The organism is Candidatus Methylarchaceae archaeon HK02M2, assembly GCA_024256165.1.
Lineage (GTDB): Archaea > Thermoproteota > Nitrososphaeria > Nitrososphaerales > JACAEJ01 > HK02M2.
Map to the genome: position 1 here is coordinate 1 of JAKLZG010000026.1, position 18256 is coordinate 18256.

The 18256-nt window shown below is 36.7% G+C and carries 21 protein-coding genes; 11 read left to right on the forward strand and 10 right to left on the reverse strand.

The features are described from left to right. Positions 1-306: 306 nt before the first annotated feature. From L6N96_02155 to L6N96_02165, 3 genes are all read right to left on the reverse strand, one after another. Entirely contained in the window at positions 307-609 is a 303-nt protein-coding gene (locus L6N96_02155; protein ID MCP8322967.1) for a hypothetical protein, read from the reverse strand. After that, positions 593-1759 carry an AAA family ATPase gene (locus L6N96_02160; GenBank protein ID MCP8322968.1) on the reverse strand — a complete coding sequence of 389 codons (1167 nt, stop codon included), beginning with the start codon at positions 1757-1759 and terminating at the stop codon, positions 593-595. The genes L6N96_02155 and L6N96_02160 overlap by 17 nt, the downstream gene beginning before the upstream one ends. Before the next feature lie 268 nt (positions 1760-2027). Continuing rightward, entirely contained in the window at positions 2028-2303 is a 276-nt protein-coding gene (locus tag L6N96_02165; GenBank protein MCP8322969.1) for a hypothetical protein, read from the reverse strand. Positions 2304-2490: 187 nt separating this feature from the next. On the opposite strand from L6N96_02165, the gene L6N96_02170 reads away from it, so the two are divergent. Further along, positions 2491-3135 carry a DUF2119 domain-containing protein gene (locus tag L6N96_02170; protein ID MCP8322970.1) on the forward strand — a complete coding sequence of 215 codons (645 nt, stop codon included), beginning with the start codon at positions 2491-2493 and terminating at the stop codon, positions 3133-3135. A 45-nt stretch (positions 3136-3180) separates the two neighbouring features. Here L6N96_02170 and L6N96_02175 read toward each other — a convergent pair whose 3' ends face one another. Next, the gene (locus L6N96_02175) at positions 3181-3435 is read right to left on the reverse strand and encodes a hypothetical protein (protein MCP8322971.1); all 255 of its coding nucleotides are present in this window, start codon (positions 3433-3435) and stop codon (positions 3181-3183) included. 266 nt (positions 3436-3701) lie between these two features. Between L6N96_02175 and purB the strand changes: the two genes are divergently transcribed. Then, the gene (gene purB / locus L6N96_02180; protein MCP8322972.1) at positions 3702-5066 is read left to right on the forward strand and encodes an adenylosuccinate lyase; all 1365 of its coding nucleotides are present in this window, start codon (positions 3702-3704) and stop codon (positions 5064-5066) included. A gap of 25 nt (positions 5067-5091) precedes the next feature. Here the strand turns inward: purB and L6N96_02185 are convergent, their stop codons facing one another. Further along, entirely contained in the window at positions 5092-5709 is a 618-nt protein-coding gene (locus L6N96_02185; GenBank protein MCP8322973.1) for a hypothetical protein, read from the reverse strand. 338 nt (positions 5710-6047) lie between these two features. Between L6N96_02185 and L6N96_02190 the strand changes: the two genes are divergently transcribed. From L6N96_02190 to L6N96_02205, 4 genes are all read left to right on the forward strand, one after another. Next, complete coding sequence (locus L6N96_02190; GenBank protein MCP8322974.1) at positions 6048-7412, forward strand: asparagine synthase; 1365 nt, start codon at positions 6048-6050, stop codon at positions 7410-7412. 166 nt (positions 7413-7578) lie between these two features. Further along, positions 7579-8427 carry a UbiA family prenyltransferase gene (locus tag L6N96_02195; protein ID MCP8322975.1) on the forward strand — a complete coding sequence of 283 codons (849 nt, stop codon included), beginning with the start codon at positions 7579-7581 and terminating at the stop codon, positions 8425-8427. 10 nt (positions 8428-8437) lie between these two features. After that, on the forward strand, positions 8438-9652 hold the full coding sequence (locus L6N96_02200) for an AAA family ATPase (protein ID MCP8322976.1): 1215 nt from the start codon (positions 8438-8440) through the stop codon (positions 9650-9652). A gap of 1 nt (position 9653) precedes the next feature. Then, positions 9654-10010: a hypothetical protein gene (locus tag L6N96_02205; protein ID MCP8322977.1), complete on the forward strand. Its 357-nt coding sequence runs from the start codon at positions 9654-9656 to the stop codon at positions 10008-10010. 7 nt (positions 10011-10017) lie between these two features. Here the strand turns inward: L6N96_02205 and moaA are convergent, their stop codons facing one another. The 4 genes from moaA to L6N96_02225 are packed head-to-tail and all read right to left on the reverse strand — an operon-like array spanning position 10018 to position 12388. After that, complete coding sequence (gene moaA, locus L6N96_02210) at positions 10018-10932, reverse strand: GTP 3',8-cyclase MoaA (protein MCP8322978.1); 915 nt, start codon at positions 10930-10932, stop codon at positions 10018-10020. Continuing rightward, positions 10932-11435 (reverse strand): MogA/MoaB family molybdenum cofactor biosynthesis protein, encoded by a 504-nt coding sequence (locus tag L6N96_02215; GenBank protein ID MCP8322979.1) that lies wholly within the window; start codon positions 11433-11435, stop codon positions 10932-10934. The genes moaA and L6N96_02215 overlap by 1 nt, the downstream gene beginning before the upstream one ends. A 13-nt stretch (positions 11436-11448) precedes the next feature. Continuing rightward, positions 11449-11901 (reverse strand): cyclic pyranopterin monophosphate synthase MoaC, encoded by a 453-nt coding sequence (moaC, locus tag L6N96_02220; protein ID MCP8322980.1) that lies wholly within the window; start codon positions 11899-11901, stop codon positions 11449-11451. Further along, the gene (locus L6N96_02225) at positions 11882-12388 is read right to left on the reverse strand and encodes a hypothetical protein (GenBank protein MCP8322981.1); all 507 of its coding nucleotides are present in this window, start codon (positions 12386-12388) and stop codon (positions 11882-11884) included. The genes moaC and L6N96_02225 overlap by 20 nt, the downstream gene beginning before the upstream one ends. 119 nt (positions 12389-12507) lie before the next feature. Between L6N96_02225 and L6N96_02230 the strand changes: the two genes are divergently transcribed. The 3 genes from L6N96_02230 (at position 12508) to radA (ending at position 15787) form a co-directional block, all read left to right on the forward strand. Beyond that, positions 12508-14379 carry an AAA family ATPase gene (locus L6N96_02230; protein ID MCP8322982.1) on the forward strand — a complete coding sequence of 624 codons (1872 nt, stop codon included), beginning with the start codon at positions 12508-12510 and terminating at the stop codon, positions 14377-14379. A gap of 136 nt (positions 14380-14515) precedes the next feature. Then, positions 14516-14746 (forward strand): hypothetical protein, encoded by a 231-nt coding sequence (locus tag L6N96_02235; protein ID MCP8322983.1) that lies wholly within the window; start codon positions 14516-14518, stop codon positions 14744-14746. Between the two features lie 48 nt (positions 14747-14794). After that, positions 14795-15787: a DNA repair and recombination protein RadA gene (radA, locus tag L6N96_02240; protein ID MCP8322984.1), complete on the forward strand. Its 993-nt coding sequence runs from the start codon at positions 14795-14797 to the stop codon at positions 15785-15787. 26 nt (positions 15788-15813) lie between these two features. Here radA and L6N96_02245 read toward each other — a convergent pair whose 3' ends face one another. After that, positions 15814-16362, reverse strand: coding sequence for an HD domain-containing protein (locus L6N96_02245; GenBank protein MCP8322985.1), 549 nt, complete (start codon positions 16360-16362; stop codon positions 15814-15816). Between the two features lie 98 nt (positions 16363-16460). Here L6N96_02245 and hflX point away from each other — a divergent pair, with 98 nt between their 5' ends. Beyond that, positions 16461-17549, forward strand: coding sequence for a GTPase HflX (hflX, locus tag L6N96_02250; GenBank protein MCP8322986.1), 1089 nt, complete (start codon positions 16461-16463; stop codon positions 17547-17549). A 14-nt stretch (positions 17550-17563) separates the two neighbouring features. Beyond that, positions 17564-18133, forward strand: a complete 570-nt coding sequence (locus L6N96_02255; GenBank protein MCP8322987.1) for a tRNA (cytidine(56)-2'-O)-methyltransferase — start codon at positions 17564-17566, stop codon at positions 18131-18133. The last annotated feature ends 123 nt before the right edge of the window (positions 18134-18256 follow it).

Consider the following 18256-nt stretch of genomic DNA (forward strand, 5'->3'; position numbering starts at 1 on the left):
TTTGGTAGAGCGGTAGCGAGATCTAAAACCGACTCTATACCCGCATTGACGAGCTTCTTCTCGGTCTCAGCTCCTATCTTAGGAAGATCCTGCAGACTCAGATCGAGAACTGATTCGCTCAATCTTATACCTCCAAAATAATGATGAACATTTAGTGTATTTATCGATCAACGTACTGTAAGGGGGGGAGGGGGGTCAGCTGATAATCCAATTAGATATTTGATATAATTAAAACTTGATTAGACATTTTTGACCTCTTATAATAAGAAGATAAAAAGAACTTCAAGAAAAAATTGCAAAGTAGATTTATATGTATCTGATCTTACGAAAGTATTCGACAGTCTGTTTTATCGTCTCATCTTCAATATTAAGCTGATACTTCACGATTCTATAATTATGCTTTACAACCCACCCTATCTCTAAAAGGCTCTTTAGGCCTGCCCTCACATCTATTGGTTTTAGACCAGTCTTTCTTTCAAGAGCGTACTTTGTTAGCAATTTATTAGGATTTTTTGCAAGCTCCTTAAGAATTCTAAGTCTGCCTTTACTTCCCAAACCAGTCTCTATTTTCTTGTGGTGTGACTTTTCATCTTCATTTATCGTTGACATCGATTCTTATCCTTTCCATCAAACCTTCAAGAAATTTTTCCAAATCTTCCATTGGGACTCTACTTATTCCTATAGAAGTAAGCGATTTAATATCAACTATGTCTCTGTCTGCAAGGTCTTGTACATACTCTTCTATCTCGTCTATAGCTTTAAGCTTATGGTCTTCACAGATCAAGCTGCACATACTTCTTATGTCTCTCAACGAGACGTAAGGGTTCTTAGCACTTCTTAATGCTCTAGCTATTGCAAGTAGGACGATCTTACCTTTATCGGAGAGGTTGATTATGTCTTCATCAGTAATTGAATAATGAATCATACTCATAACCCTTCTTGCATGCTCAAGACTAACCACCTCAGCTCCATAATTCGATGCAAGAATTCCAGAATAAAGAAGTAAATCTAACGCGTACCTGACATCACCATTTACTGGAGGTTTTGAAGTCACATCAGCGATATATTCCAATACATCTGTTGTCACGACTTTTGGTAGAAAAGCCTCTTTAACTCTAGTCTCTAGTATATCGAAGATTTCTCTTGAATTATATGAGTTAAATCGTATAAGGAATGTACCAAGGGTACTGAGTTCAGCTCTATCTAGCTTTTCGTGAAATTTTGTGCTTCTCGCTGTGAGGATTACGCCTAAAACATTGGTCGGTTTGCCTGGCAAAACTTCATCAAGCCTTGTAAGGGCATATATTGCAGATTCCTTTGAATGTTTTACAAAGTAATCTGCTTCATCAAAGGATATTAGTAGGTACTTTTTAGTACTTTGCAAGTGTTTCATCAACTCTATGAGGAGCTCTTCTGCATTAAGATTCGCTGAGAAGACTTCTGGAGTTGCCTCTTGCACCAAATATCTATACAAAATTATTCGGCTTGCACCATGGACCTTTGGATTAAGGTAAACATGTTTTAGGTTTATTTTTCTCTTCCTCCCTTCATTCTGAAACATTTCTCCAAAACGAACAGTTGTAACGGTCTTTCCACTGCCCACATCACCTATTAATTGTAACACTTTTGAGTATGATTTTGAAGGATTTCGAAGGGAATCCCATAAAAAGTCCTTCAAGAGTTTTATCTGCTCTTCGCGATGAGGAAGAAATTCAGGGATATATCTTGGGGAGAGTTTATCTCTGTCCTTGAAGATCAAATCCTATCTAAATTAATAAGTGGTCATTATTATTTTTACCATTGAAAATAATCTCAATCTCTGTTCAGAAGATTGTTATTTCAGTATGTTTTCAAGGATACTAGTTAAACAGTTCAAAAGCTATTCATCTATAATAATTATAATATACTATTAATCAATAAGTCTTGTTAGATTAGAATATTTGAACAAATGAACAAAAAATCAAATATTTGAACATTTTACGAACACCAATAGGCCTATTCCTGAACCTGTCACCATAATTCATTTATCAAGATTTGAGCTCCACCTTTATCGGTTTACCGCAATGAGGGCAGACCAGAGTTTGCGTTATCTTCTGTTGAAATACAGGAGTTTCATCACCTCCATAACATTTCGGACACACCACTAAAGTACGGGAATCATCCCTTTTCCAGTATATCCGAGTTCCAGCAATATATGGTTCACTACATTCCGTACAAATCCCCGAATAGTTGGAAACTATAAGTCTGTACCCTTCTGCTTCAAGCTCTTCTATATTTCTTTTATTTTCTTTAATATTTGCCATCTAAAGAATAAAATATGGCGCTTCTCTTTTAGCTTTTATTTGAAAACAAAGATATTTCTATCTTATCATCCTTTAATAATTACGTTCCTTCCACTAGTAATTATTATGAAGAATTTCGATCTATATTACTGATCAAATATTTAGATAATGAATTCGTTTATATTTCTTATATTTTACTGGCTTTTAATTGATTAAAAAATTAAAGATAAAGGAATACAAATCTGGTAGAACAGGGATTACTAGACTTATACTAGGGGGGATGCATGGCAGGGAACATGAAGTTATTAAGAAGGTCCTTGTTATTCTCAAGCCGAATCCTCCAGAAGGTAGGATTATCATTGTCCCTAACGTAAACATCTTTGGAGGCAGATATGTGAGTATGATAAACGAAGATTACATAAAGAGCTCTGCAGGTAAATTATATCTCTCAATACTTGAGAGATATAAGCCCGATGTCGTTGTTGAGTTACATGTATTCAACTCTAAGAGTTATAAAAATCTGGTAAGTTCAGATAGAATCTATAAAAAAGGGGTTCCGAATCTAGTGCCTTATCGATCAGATCTACCAATAGAAGATCAAATCTTACATGGAGGACCTCCACCATTTGTTAAAGAAAAATTCAAAGAACATGCATCTTACATAACTCTAGAAATACATGAGAAATATGGGAAGAAAGCTGAAAAGACCTTGATCTTTATTCTAAATTCTGTAATCAATTCCAATAGTGTTATAGAGATAAGGAAGAAACTTAAGGAAAGATATCAAAAATCCATGAGTGAAGCAGGGCGATTGCTTCAGAACTACGTATCAAAGGATTTTATTAAACAATAGTTCTAAGCACATTAGATATGCTTAATTTATTAACGATAAATTCTCCTAGATTTCATAAGCTAACTTTTCAGTTCCATTTCTCTTGATAAGTCCTATATAGTCATTCTCATCGATGTCATGAAGCCAAGCACAACTGAACATATATAGGTCTATTCCCTGTTCTCGGGTAAATCGTCCTGATAAATGAGTTATAAAATCGGATTGGCCTCGCTCGCCCCCAAAAGCCTCTATTGAGGGCGTTATAATATTATACATCATCAAAAGATTGCCCATCTCTTGGTATCGGAAGTATACCCACAAAGAATCCTCTGGCAAGTAGTTCTGGAGAATCTAATATTTCCTTCAGAATCTAAGAAACTAATCACAAATATTGAAACTATTATTATGGCTGTTAAGATGAAAATGGATGAAATCACCTTTTTATTAACCATTCTTCTGACTCCTTAACTTATTTCTTCATAGATAATAAAAGTAATAATAAATGTAGCAAACTCCTATACTCTAACTAAAAATCTATCAATATTCATAACGATCAACTTTTATCAATGATATTAATGATGGTTTCTATGACATCTGAGAGATTTACTGTTCCTGTACCTGAGAGATATGGTAGCAAAGAGATGAGGAAGGTATTTGAAGAGGAGAGCTACCTGAATTATCAACTTATGGTAGAGGCTAAAGTAGCAGAGGCTCAAGCAGAGGTCGGTTTAATCCCTAAGGATGCTGCTATGGAGATCTCATCAAAAGCAAACCTTGATTATATTACAATCGAAAGGTGGCGTGAGATAGAATCCACCACTCAACATGAGACAGCATCATTGGTAGAAGCATTGATCGAAGTCTGCAAAGAGGTAGCAAAGCCATGGGTGCATTATGGACTCACAAGTAATGATGTTCTTGATACATCTCTATCCTTACAATTGAAGAATTCTATGGAGATAATGGCTATTAAAATGACTTCCTTTACAGAAATTTTATGCGAGAAAGCATTGGAATATCAAGATTTACCCGCTGTAGGAAGGACCCATGGTCAGCATACGAGCATTATCCCCTTTGGTTTAAAGTTCGCTGTATGGGCTTCCGAGATGAACCGCCACATTACACGCTTGCGCCAATTAAAAGAAAGGGTTCTTATATGCAAGACATTAGGAGTAGTTGGAACTGGCTCTATAATGGGGGAAAGGGCCTTGGAAGTGCAAGCTCTTACAGCTAAGAAGCTCGGTTTAAAACCTTCAGAAGCTACTACTCAAGTTATTTCTAGGGATATTTTGGCGGAGGTTATCTTCTTCACAGCATTGGTTGCATCGAGTCTTGATAAGATGGCTACTGAGGTTCGTAACCTACAACGCACTGAAATAAAAGAAGTAGCTGAGCCCTTTAGAGCTGCTCAGATAGGAAGTTCAGCTGTTCCCATGAAAAGAAATCCGATAAAAAGTGAGAGAGTTTCCAGCCTTGCTAAACTTATTAGAGCTCTCCCGTCAGTTGCTTTACAAAATTTACCTTTATGGCATGAGCGCGATCTATCGAACTCTGCAAATGAGAGAATCATAGTCCCTTCCGCCTTTATACTGTTGGATGAGTGCATAAATTCGATGATAAAAGTCATGGGAGGTCTTGTAGTAAGAGCTGATAAGATAAGGTCCAATATCGATTTGACCCAAGGTCAGATATATTCAGAGTTCATATTAGGGATTCTATTAACAAAGGGCATATCAAGGTCACATGCTCATAGACTACTTAACAACGCAGCAGGTAGGGCTTTAAAAGAGAATATCTCATACTCTGAGGCCATACTAAAAGATGAAGAGCTGAGCTCTCTATTAACCAAAAAAGAAGTCGAAGACTTATTCGATCCTATGAAACACTTTTCTGCATCGAAGAAGATAATTACAAATGTTGTAAATCTATTTAAAAAGATAAAAGAATCTTAACTTCATGATTAAAAACTCAACCAAATCAGCCTAACTTTGAGATCGATTCTATTGTTGATACCATCTCCTGATATGCTTCAGGGTCCATTTCTCTTGTTGTAGCCTTATCTATGTCGATTATATAGATAGATTGAAGGTGAGCCTCCTTTATCTGTTGCACTTCTATCGGTGGTTTAGAGTAGTAGACATCACATAACTTCTTAACTTTAATCACTTCTCTATTACTACGATTTCTAGGCGGTTTGCTGAATATCTTTGGTATCTGAAGGATGTTGTAGAGGGGTGTTGCGAGTGCGAATTTGTTAGCATAAGAACTGTACCTTGCGATCTTGCTAGCGATCCTTGCTTCTTTGTATCTGCTTGGATCTAAAGCATGGTCTGGAGGGGTGTAACCTGTTTCCACTTCGATTATTAAGACACCCTCCCCCTTGATAGCAAAGATATCACATACAAAATCTATATCAAGGATTCGCTCTACATCTACATTATAACCACGAATAATAAGAGGCTTCGTACAGATCAGTTCCATCACCGAATGATTTATCTTCACCAGATTATCATAGTATAATTTGATCAACCTCTCCTTTAAAATTTCGAGCTTCCTTTTTACATCGTTGTTCATATCTACAGTAAGCTTATCCATTAAAGTCATCAAGTCCCTTTCAAATCTTTTATACCTGATTTTACCTGTCGTAATTATCCCCCAGACCGAACATTTTTAAGAGACTATTTAGATATATGTAATTTGGGCTGGGAGCAGGCTTAGGCCAACTGATTGAAAGGAAGCCAATCGGCAAATCCGAAGATGTTCAGAAAGTAAGTCGAAAGATAAGCTGACTGAGCAGACAAAGAAGCGCTGAGAGAGCGGCTGAGTAAGTTGGTAGGTTTGGGCTCAGACCAGCCTTCTTACTTTTCTACTAGAAAGCTAATCCATCGCATAGTTTTTAGATATTAAATACATCACAAAGATATGGTATATATTTGTCTCAAACGCAAATCAACGGCATAGTTGCCCTTTGTGGAAAAGATGATGTAATCCCTAAGGTTATATCAGCTCTCAAATCATTATCTCATCGTGCTTGGTCTGGCTTTGCAATAATTACCGAAGATGATTCTTCGGATGACATTTCAACATTTGATAAAATAAAATCCAATTTGGCGATAGGCTGCTGCCTTGCTGAATCAAATAATAATAAATCAAATGTCAAGATAGCCATTCACGGTAATGTATACTTTCCTGAAGACTTTAACTTTCACAAAAGGTTGGAAGAGATATCAGAAAAAGGACTTACTTACGCCTCTGAGATTCTTTCCAAAATAGATGGAGACTTTACCTTTGTTATGATAAAGGAAGGTCAGTTGATCTTTGGTAGAGATCCATTAGGAGTCAAACCACTTTACTTTGCAAGAGATACTGACACAATTAGTGTAGCATCTGAAATCAAACCTCTTAAGAATTTAGGATTCAAGAACATCGAAAGAGTTTGTCCAGGTAGCATTCATAAATCTTCCAAACAGAGTTTGGATAGCTTTCTTTTTAGTAAAATTCTGCCATCTTCCCTCAGAGTTGATATGGATGAAGCTTCAGATATAATATTGCACCTTCTCTCAGAATCTATTAGAAGAAGGCTTAAAAATCTTGATCGAGTAGTAATAGGTTTCTCTGGAGGGTTGGATAGCTCACTTTTAGCCTTAATCACATCAAAATTCAGAAAGGTGACCCTTCTATCTATTTACTCAAAAGGCTCTAAAGATGAGAAAATTGTGAAAAATTCGGCAAGAAGCCTTGGATTAGAACTTGAAGAATTTCAAATAGATACAAAGGAAGTGAAGAATAAAATAAACTTAGTGAAATATCTAATAGAGCAAGATAGAATTATGGACTTGGCCTTAGGTTTAGGTATACATTTAACTGCTGAGAAATGTTCTCAGTTAGGTCATAAGACCCTCTTTTTAGGTCAGTTTGCTGATGAACTTTTTGGAGGCTATGCCAAGTACGTGAAAGTATTAAGACAGATGGGAGAAGGATTTGTAGAAAAGATCATCTACGAAGAAGTTCTTAATGCTCATAAAAACAATTTTGAGAGGGATGAGAAAACATCTTCACCATATGTAGAAGTTAGGTTGCCTTACACAAACATAGATCTTGTCAAGTACGCTTTATCTTTACCTTTAAAATTGAAGATAAGTAGAGTAAACGGTCAACGTAAATTAGTTCTACAGGAGGTAGCACGAAAAGCAGATCTCCCAAAGGATATCGTAATTAAAAGGAAAAAAGCCTTCCAATACAGCTCTGGTATTCAGAAGCTCGTCAAAATTGTAAAAGATTATCATCTTAAAGGATGAGTGAAGACAATCTAATGAAACAGTTTTATTGCTTTAACCTATAATTCTTTTTCCTTCAATTATTAATAATATCTTTATTTATGAAATTAATATATTAAGAATTGGCTGGCTTTTTAATGATTGAAAGACTATTACATATCTTTGAATAAAAGGTTGGGAATCAATTATGATGAATTTTCATTCAATAATCGATCTTATAAGACCTGTCAACTCTGTTATGGTTGGGTTCGCAGTAATAGTGGGTATAGCTGTTGCGTCTCCTGGTAGTGTACTTGCAACTCCTTCTCTTTTTGGTTTCTTGACAGGGTTCTTCATAACTGGTTTTTCCATGGTTGTAAACGATTACTATGATATTGAGGTAGATAAAGTGAACAGACCCGATAGACCTTTACCAAGTGGAACAGTCTCCCCAAATTCGGCTATAATGCTTGCTTTAATTTTACTTATCTTCGGGATAGTTTCATCCATCTTGATAGGCTTTAACAATTTTATAATAGCATCAGCCTTCGCATTTTTAGCTTGGTTGTACAACTTCTGGGGGAAGAGCAAAGGATTAATTGGAAATACGATGGTTGCAGGATCTGTGGCAATCCCATACATATATGGCGGCATGGCTATAGGATATGCTGATAACCTTCTCTTGCTCTGGCTTGCTCTAACATCTTTCTTGGCCGCTACTGGTAGGGAGGTCGTCAAGACTATATGTGATATGGAAGGTGATAAATTTAGAAAGGTAAGATCGATCGCAAGGGTATACGGTCCAAAATTTGCATCGATATTTGGTGCTGTAATGTTCATGGTGGCAATAATATCGAGTTGGTTTCCATTTCTCATAGGTATAGTTGGTGTAGTTTACGCTTTATTGATACTTATCCCGGATACAATATTCATGTATACATCCATAAAAATCCTCAGATCGCCATCTGAATCTAATGCATTACATGTAAAAAACATTTCACTCTTAGGCATGCTCACAGGATTGATAGCCTTTCTTGTAGGAGGGATAATGGCTTAAGTGATATAAGATGTGGGTAGAAAAATATAGACCTAAAACCATCAAGGATATGGTCGGGAACGAGAGGACTAGGATAAGCTTTTTGAACTGGCTTAAGGAATGGAAGTGTGGCTCAGAACCTGCCCTCTTGGTGGGTCCACCTGGAACTGGCAAGACAACTCTAATGCATTTGGCTGCCGATGAACTTGGCTACAATCTTATTGAATTGAATGCCAGTGATGTGAGAACAAAGAGTAACATGATGCAGAAGTTAGGACCTGCGTTAAGCACCCGAAGTCTGATTGACGAGAAACCACTCATATTCTTAGATGAGGTCGACGGTATGTACTATAGGCAGGATAGAGGTGGGATAGAGTTCGTACAAGAGCTGATAAAAAGTGGAAAAGTGCCTTTGGTCATGGCTGCAAATGTGGAAGACGATAAACAGGTCATAAAACTGATTAGAAAATCTAAGGTATTTAGATTTAGAAGGGTGGCATCAAGGTTTGTAGAACTTTATATCGAGGATATTCTAAAAAGAGATGGAGCAAAACTAAGTAAAGAATCCATCCGTTTGATAGTTAGAGAAGCTAAAGGTGACATGAGGGCAGCCCTCAACACAGCCCAATCCTTAGCTGGTCTCTCTACTGAAGAATTGAGTTCTGTTATATCTAGTAGAAATTTGAAATGCAGCTTAAGAGAAAGTTTTGAGGCGTTCTTCAATGCAGAATCTAAAGATCAAGCTTATGAAGCCTTAAGGGTTTGTAGAGTCTCTCCAAGGGATAAAGTAAGATTATTCTATATGAGTGTAGTAAACAGTGGTTTAAGCGAAGATGTACTAATAAGAGCTCTTGAGAAGATAGGTGAAGCAGATGAGATTGTGAAAAAGATAGGTAAAACTCAAGAATGGAGGCTCTTAAGATATCTTGATAGGTTGCTTGCTTATTCTCTATATAATATTCTTCCTAAAGGTGCAGTAAGTTACAGCGAAGATGACATGCCTTGGGATTTAAAGCTCAAGATGTGGAATGAGGGCAAAGTTTTAAAAGATATTGGAAGGCAACTTTCAAAAATCCTTCATACCTCATCGAGAGAGGCTATATCAATATTCATACCATACCTCTTATTCATTCTCGATAAAGACAAGGGATCTATGAAAAGGTTCATCAAGTTGCTAGGACTAAGTGAAAACGCATTAAAGCCGATGCTAAAAGAAGCTAAGAGGATTAATCTAAAGGTAAGATAATTTGATTGTAAAAATAGGGGAATGGTTCAGGCTTCCGAGACTAGGAAGGGATAAATTCATAAGCCTTATGAAGGCAGGTTTAGTATACGATAGATCTAAAGGCTTCAAAGCCGAAGTTGATGCCAATCTTGCGACAATAACATCTATATTGAAGAAGGCTTTGGGCGAAGATTTTGAATTTGTGCCAAAGTGTTTTATATGCAATTCAAGTGTAGAGTGCTTCCTTTGTGCATATTACCAAATTTGTGATGTGAAAAGTATAACGCCTGATTGTCTTTGTAACCAGTGTATTGGCCATAGGACGCCTCTATCCGTCTATAAAAACACATTTATGGAGTTAAGACAATCCAATCGTTGATCTCCAATCAATTGGCTTTGAAATAAGGCTCACGATTCATAATAGATTTTAGATAGCTCTTTAAAATTTTAGGAATATCCCCTTTAACAAGAGCATCATTTATGTAGACTTTATTACAGTTCTCCATAAGACATGGCTTAAATGCACCATCGCTTGTAAGGCGAATTCTATTGCAGAATGCACAGAACTCTGTATTATCGATGGGATGGACAATTTCAACATTCGTATCGCCAAGATCGTAAACCTTCCTCTTCTGCATAGACTCTCTATTCCATGAACTCAGGGCCCTCTTTTCAAGCAATCTTTCAATCATACCAGGATGCATATACATCTCATCAAAAAATTCGCTCTTTATCCTGATGGGCTCTAATTCGATTACCTGAATATGTGCACCTACCTCACTTGCAAACTTTATGTAATCATCCAGTTCATCATCATTTATCCCTCTCAATAGAACCATGTTAATCTTTACAGGTGTGAGTCCATACTTTACTGCAGACTTGACACCTCTCAGAGTAGGCTCAAGCTTTCCCTGGGTAACTTCATGATACTTTTCTTGGTCCAGAGAAGGGATATTGACATTTACTCGATTTAATCCAGCTCTCTTTAAAGGCTCGGCCAATGGTTCTAGAAGAGACGCGTTGGTAACCATTGATAATTCATGAATACCTCGCACAGATGATATTCTATTTACTGTCTCCACTATATCACTTCTAATCAAAGGCTCCCCACCAGTTATCTTCACTTTCTTAACTCCATAACTTGTAACAACCTTCACAACTTCCTCTATACCTTTTGGTGTAAGATTATCACCAATTACATCATTTCCCTCTTTATGGCAGAAAATACAGTTAAGGTTACATTTTGAAGTTACAGATAAGCGTAAGTTGTATGTCGTCCTTCCATATTCATCGAGTAGCATCAATTCACATCCTGAATAATATAAGCAAAATGTGATAACTCTGGTAAGATCAAATTTAGAGCCAATTCAACAGCCTGTGGAGAACCAGGTAAACAGAAGACCATCTTTCCATTTAAAGTACCTGCCAAAGCTCTCGATAGATAAGCTGGGGTTCCTATCTTCTGATAACTTACAGCTCTAAAAATCTCTCCAAACCCTCCCATCTCTTTATCTAATAACGGCATAATAGATTCTATAGTTACATCTCTTTTTGCTAAGCCTGTACCACCTAATAAAATGACTAAATCTGCATCTTCATCATATAGACTCCGAAGAACTTCCAGCCTTATCATCTCCTTTTCATCGTTTACCAACTTTCTTGATATTATTTTATGACCATTTTCTTTGATCATTTTAACAGCCTTAGAACCAGAAAGATCATCGACTGCTATACCTTGAGTAGCTTTCTTATATCTAGATGTACTCACCGTTATTATGGTGATGTTTACGCTCTTTGGAGCCAATCTTTTATGCTCTTCATAAGTTGATGACGTCTCCCTTCACCTTTCTCAAGACCTTTATACTTGAAATCAGAGTTGTGGGGTATTGTCCTTTTTCGTCCTTCTCATACATTTTCACTACATCCCAGATATTAAGTAAGGCTATAGATGTAGCTGTAAGAGCTTCCATCTCTACACCAGTTTTACTATAAGCTATTACTTTAGTAGTAACGACAATGCTTCCATCTTTAATATCAATATCGACTTTGGTGTTCTCTATAGAGATGGGATGGCATAAAGGTATGGCCCACGGAGTGAATTTTGAACCGTTGATCCCTGCTAAGGTAGCTATCTGAAGCGGATCGCCCTTCTCTACTTTTTTCTCTCTTATCAACTTGATAGTCTCAGGTCTCAACTTTATCTCACCTGAGGCTGTAGCTTCCCTATATTGATCAGGCTTTTTTGATATATTAACCATCTTTATCTTCATGTGAATCACTTTTTACAATAAATGAGCTTATTTTAGATTGGATGTAACCGATCTTTTTCTTTATCCTTGCGGTCTTTGTGATAGTTTTAGATTTTGGCCTCAACCTTGATGATTCTGTTATCTCCATAATCTTTTTGATTATAGGATTGGGCGATTCAAATGATTTATCGAGCAAGACCCTCAGCTTAGTCATGTTTGAGATGATTTGGTCTAGTGTACGTATTATATCTTTACTTATGTGTGTTACCAAATTCTGTTTCAAATCAGCTAAAAGTAAAGTAAGTTTCTCATAAATCCTATCTGCAGTCAAAGACTTTTCAGGTTTCAATAATAGGATGCTCTTTGTAGCTTTATGGGATTGTTTATCGACCTTTTTGGAGAGGTTGTTAATATTAGCATGAATATCATTGATCGATCTTCCAGAAAATAAATCTCTCCGAATATTCTTCAAATCTTCCACCAATTCATCGAAAGCTTCTAGACTCAAATAATTCTCCATGCTTTCCCCCCTTCAAACTGATATTATGACTACTAAGATTTTCCCATATTAATAGAAGAATATAAAACTTCAAGATATTTATATTTCATATAAAAAATGGTGAGGTTATGGCATTAGATGTAAAAAAGGAAGTCTTAGCCCTTCAAAAGAAATATAGAATAATCGGTCGTGAGGAGGAGTTAGAAAATGCTCTCACAGCAATTTCTGCTTGGAAGAACATCCTTCTTGAAGGCCCAGTTGGAGTTGGCAAGACGGTTATAGCTGTATCTATCGCTAAGCACTTCGACCGTCCTTTTTATAGGGTTGATGGAGATGAGCGCTATACTGAACATAAGCTTACTGGATGGTTCGACCCCGCAACGGTGATAGCAAAAGGCTATTCGTGGGAAACTTTCATACCCGGTCCTTTAACACAATCTATGTTTGATGGGGCTTTTCTTTTCATTAATGAATTGAATAGAATGCCCGAAGGGACTCAAAACGTACTATTGCCCGCTATGGACGAGAAGCAGATAATTCTCTCAAAGATAGGTTTAGTCGAAGCTAAAAAAGGCTTCTCGATAATCGCAACTCAAAATCCTGAAGAGTTCGTCGGTACAAGCAGACTTAGTGAAGCTTTAAAGGATCGTTTTGTGCTTATTAAGCTCGATTACCAAACTGAAGATGAGGAAAGAAAGATAGTCCATAAAGAGACAGGGAACAATGACAAAACTGCTATTGAAATTGCAGTAAAGATCATGAGAGCAACAAGAGAAGACCCTGAAATCAGACGTGGGGCTTCGGTTCGTGGCGCAATAGACATTATGGATATTGTCCAATATTCAGCTGGGAGTTCTACTCTAAATCCAGAAATTTGGATAAAAGCCGCAATAATGTCCTTGTCCACCAAGATGGAACTTCAAGATCGGGCAACCCAAAGTATGAAAGACGTCATACAAAGAATCGTTAGTAAAATTCTTGAAAAATATTCCCAAAATTCAGGTGATAAGTCATCAAGTGAAGGTACAGATACTGATCAAAGCAAGATCAATCAAGTTGATGCATTTACACTGTCAAAAAATGTCCCACGCATTAAAGATGCTATTAAAAAGGGAGATATCCCTAAAGCTTTGTTCATTATCCAAGACTCACCTCAATCTGTTTATGAAATTTTATGTAAAGAAGGTCTTTTTGAGAAGATGTTACAAGCTACCGAGCAATCAGAAATGAAATGGTCAGCAGCCCAGCTCTTGCTTACACTCCAATCAGCAAATCTTGATCCCAAGCATAAGAAGATTGCTAGAAAAGTCTTAAATAGAACTATCATAAGGATGGCGGCCCAGATAGCTGGAAGGGGAGTCGTTCCTAAAGAGTATGTAAAAGTTCAGTTTGAACCAGGTCTGGAAGATTTTGACATCGAACAGACACTTGAGAATAAGCTCGGTAAAGACTTTCTTGATTATCAGGATATAATATCTATTAAAAAAGATGAAAAGAAGACCGCAGTTTCATTGATGCTGGACATTAGTAATTCAATGCAACAAGAAAAGATAACTATAGCTGCATTAGCTGTTGGTGTTCTTGCATATAAGTTGCGTACGGACCCCTATTCAGTAATCACTTTTAACAAAGATACACACACGCTTAAGCCAATCGTTGATACCCCAAATATAGAGAATTTGATCGATAAGATGTTGGACCTCCAACCAGGAGGACTAACAGATATCAAGTTAGCCTTGGAAAAAGGTTTGGAGGAATTGAATATATACGATTTACCTGAAAAGTTAGGCATCCTCATAACAGATGGCTGTGTTACAAAAGGAGGAAATCCATTACATATTGCAGGAAAGTACCCTAGGCTTCATGTCATTCAAGTTCCTTTCACTATAAGTGGAGATTTTAGAATGTGCAAAAATCTTGCAAAAGCTGGTAGAGGAAAATATTCATATGTTAAAAACTTTCAAGAATTACCACGTGCAATAATGAATATATTAAGATGATTTTTAATGAACATCTTGAAGATTAAACTCTTACCATTTTTATTTATTTAATATTTTAGAATACTGCTTTTTCGGTTATCTCTAACTTTTTATTTTGGTTTATAGAGCTTTTTTGAACTGGAGAAAGCATTAATAAATGAATAAAAAGATGTTTTGTGGAAGGACTATCAATGGTTTGAGATGTGGTTACATTGAAAAAAACATCCATAAGCGTAAGTTATTTCTCGGTCCATCACCACTCATCGAAAAACTAACAAAAGCAGAGAGCCTAGGATGGAAGGTAACTTTTAAAACTGCAAAAGTTGGAAGACGTGGCGAATTCTTTTATTATATTTATTTGCTTTGTCCAGAATGTGCAAGGATGTAGCAAAATATGTTAACATTAATATCCTTGAGCTAATATATGATATCTAACATGAGCGAGGAAGATTTAGAGCTGGAATCTCTAGGGGGCGTAGGACCAGTTACAAAGCAGAAGCTTATCTCTGCTGGTATATACAATATACTTGACTTAGCATCTAGAGGGCCATCTGATATTGCAGATACAATGAACATCGATCGTAATAAAGCTACAGAACTTTGTAATAAGGCAAGGAACAAACTTATCGAGTTAGGAAGGCTAGAGAAAGAGTTCATATCTGCAAGCGAACTTTATAAAAAGCGCCAAGCCATAGATAGGATACACATTGGCTCAAAGAACCTAGACGATCTATTAGCTGGAGGGATAGAGACTCAAGCTATTACAGAATTCTATGGTGAATATGGTTCAGGTAAGACTCAAATCTGTCATAGCTTATGTGTGGCAGTACAGTTACCGAAAGAGCAAGGTGGGTTATATGCTGGCGCTATTTATCTAGACACTGAAAATACTTTCAGACCTGAAAGGATAGTGGAAATCTCTGAAGCATATAACCTAAATCCTGATAATGTCTTAAGTAATATAATTGTTGCTAAAGCATATAATAGTGCCCATCAGGAGTTTATACTGAATGAAGTTGGCAGACTAATAGAAAAGGAGAATATAAGTTTGCTTATCGTAGATTCAGCAGTAGCTCATTATAGAGCTGAATTCTTGGGTAGAGGAACTTTGGCCGAAAGACAACAGAAGCTTAATAGATTCATGCATCAACTGTTGAGAATAGCTGAAATCTACAATGTAGCTGTTGTAGCGACAAATCAAGTCCAATCAGCACCTGATGTATTCTTCGGAGATCCATCAAGACCTACAGGGGGACATGTAGTAGCTCATACAAGCACATATAGGGTATATTTGAGGAAAGCTGGTAAGAATAGGATCGCAAGGATGGTCGATAGTCCAAGTCATCCTGAGAGGGAGGCTGTATTCATACTTAATGAAAAAGGGGTTGACGACCCACCAGAGAACACGCGCTCAAAAAGAAGTAAATAATATTAAATCAAATTATTATATAATCTTTAACGTTGCTCCTCAATTACCTTAAAAATAGCTCTTAACTCAGGATCAATTATAGCTTGTCTTGCTGAATCCCAGAATTCATACAGCCTTCTCCTGTCGTAACCTTCCTTCTCATATTCGATCACCTGAAGAGCCATCTCAAGTTTATCGATCTCTCGAACAAGTTTAGCTTCTGTCGATAATCCACCTTGAAACTCTTTCCAAAGTTTACGGTAAATCTTCCCAATATCGTTAGGCAGTGTAGATAGAATCTGGATCATAGCATCATCCTCCAATTTCCTCTTATTCAACTCTTTCTTCCTAATATCTGAATGCATAAAATCACCAATTAAGGATTCACAAGCATCGTGAAGTAATGCCATCTTAAGCATCTTTAAAGTGTTGAGATTTCGTAGATCACCTACTAACATACATAGAATAGATGTCATAAAACTATGATCTGCTACAGACTCTGGATCTTTAACCCCAACTTTAATAAGCCACCCAGTCCTTTGAACCTTTTTCAATCTACCTATTAGCTTAACGAAAGGGATTATATTTTTATTCAATCCATTTTTATTTTTTTCAATCTAACTCTTAATATCTTATCTCTTGAAAAGACCATGAGGATAAGGTTTATGAGATGCCTGTGAATAAGATGAATTGTTTGAAGAAAGCAATTCTCATAACATATTCTAATAAGTTCGCTATTGAAGAAGCATTGGGTTTGGCTGGGGCAGTAGATTACAAAGTCGTCAAGCTTATCACACGAAAATATCTCTCTAGAGCAAAATACGGTATAGGTGTAGGAAAAGCAGAAGAGTTAAAAAGATTATCAGAAAAGCTCGATATTGATGTTATACTTTTTGATAAAAGGTTAAAATCTGTGCAAATTTATAATCTTGCAAAGCTTACAGGTGTAGAAGTAATTGATAGAGAGCGATTGATACTTGAAATATTCCATAAAAGAGCATCAAATTTTGAGTCAAATTTACAAGTTCGACTCGCTGAGTTGAAGTACGAAATACCTAGGGCAAGGGAGAAGGTAAGGTTGGCTAGGATGGGTGAACAACCGGGCTTTCTTGGCTTGGGCAGATACGATGTAGATGATTATCATAGGATGATAAGAAGGAGGATGGCAACGATATCTAAAAAATTAAAGCAAGTCAGTAAAAGACGTGATCTTTATAAGAAACGAAGGCTTAGATTGGGTTTACAATTAATATCTTTTGCAGGTTATACAGGGACTGGAAAGACAAGTCTCTTTAACTTATTGACGGGGGAGCAAAAGGAGACGGAAAGGGGCTTCTTCACTACTCTAGCAACTACAACTAGAGGTTTACAATTATCAGAATCAAAGATTTTGATCTCAGATACTGTTGGTTTTATCACCAGACTTCCTGCTTATATGATCGGAGCGTTCAAAGCAACTTTAGAAGAATTGACTTATGCAAATTTAATCCTTCTTGTAATTGATGCTAGTGAGCCTCTTGAAAGCATGATTAAAAAGTACCAAAGCTGTGTACGGATTCTAAACGATCTTAAAGTCTCCCCTCTGAATGTACTGCCTATCTTTAATAAGTTCGACCTTACAAGTATGGATGAAATTAAAGATAAGATTGAAGCCCTATATATGATCCCCGAAAATGTTGTAATAACATCAGCAAAGACTGGCTATGGGATAGGTACACTAAAGTCCAAGATATTCAAGACGGTACACACAAATTTTCCATCGCTCTTACCCAATACATTGTAATGAAGGATCGAAAAATGGCTGAAGTTATAGTCTTAAGGTGGGGACATCGCCTGAGGGATGAGAGGTTGACCACACACATCATCTTGACTGCACGTTCCCTAGGCGCATCTGGAGTAATATTATCCGATGTGGAAGATAAGGACATCGAACGAACAACAAAGAAGGTTATAGAACGATGGGGATCACCATTCTTTTTGAAAATGGCTATTCCATGGATGAAAGCCATTAGAGAATGGAGAGAAAAGGGAGGAATCGTGGTTCATTTAACGGCTTACGGAGAAAACATAGAGACTAGCGATGTGTTAAAAAGGATAAAGTATAAAGGTAAAGACATTATGGTAATTGTAGGTAGCCAAAAGGTCCCTCCAGACTTCTATAGAGAAGATGTTACAGATTTTAACGTTGCTATCGGTAATGAACCACATTCTGAGTGTTCAGCATTAGCTATTTTCTTGGACCGATACTTTGAGGGTCAAGAGCTATCAAAAAGATTTGAGGATGCAAAGGTAAAGATAATACCCCAAAAAAGAGGGAAGCGTATCGTGTTTATTTCAAACGAAAAGAATAGTGAAGTTGAACTATAAAATCTTTATATTTTAAAATATCCTTTTAATGGATGTACCATAATAAAGATTCGATTGCTTTTCTTATATATTCAATTTCGTAGAGTGCTTCGATAATATATAATGCATCGAGGCTCCAAATGC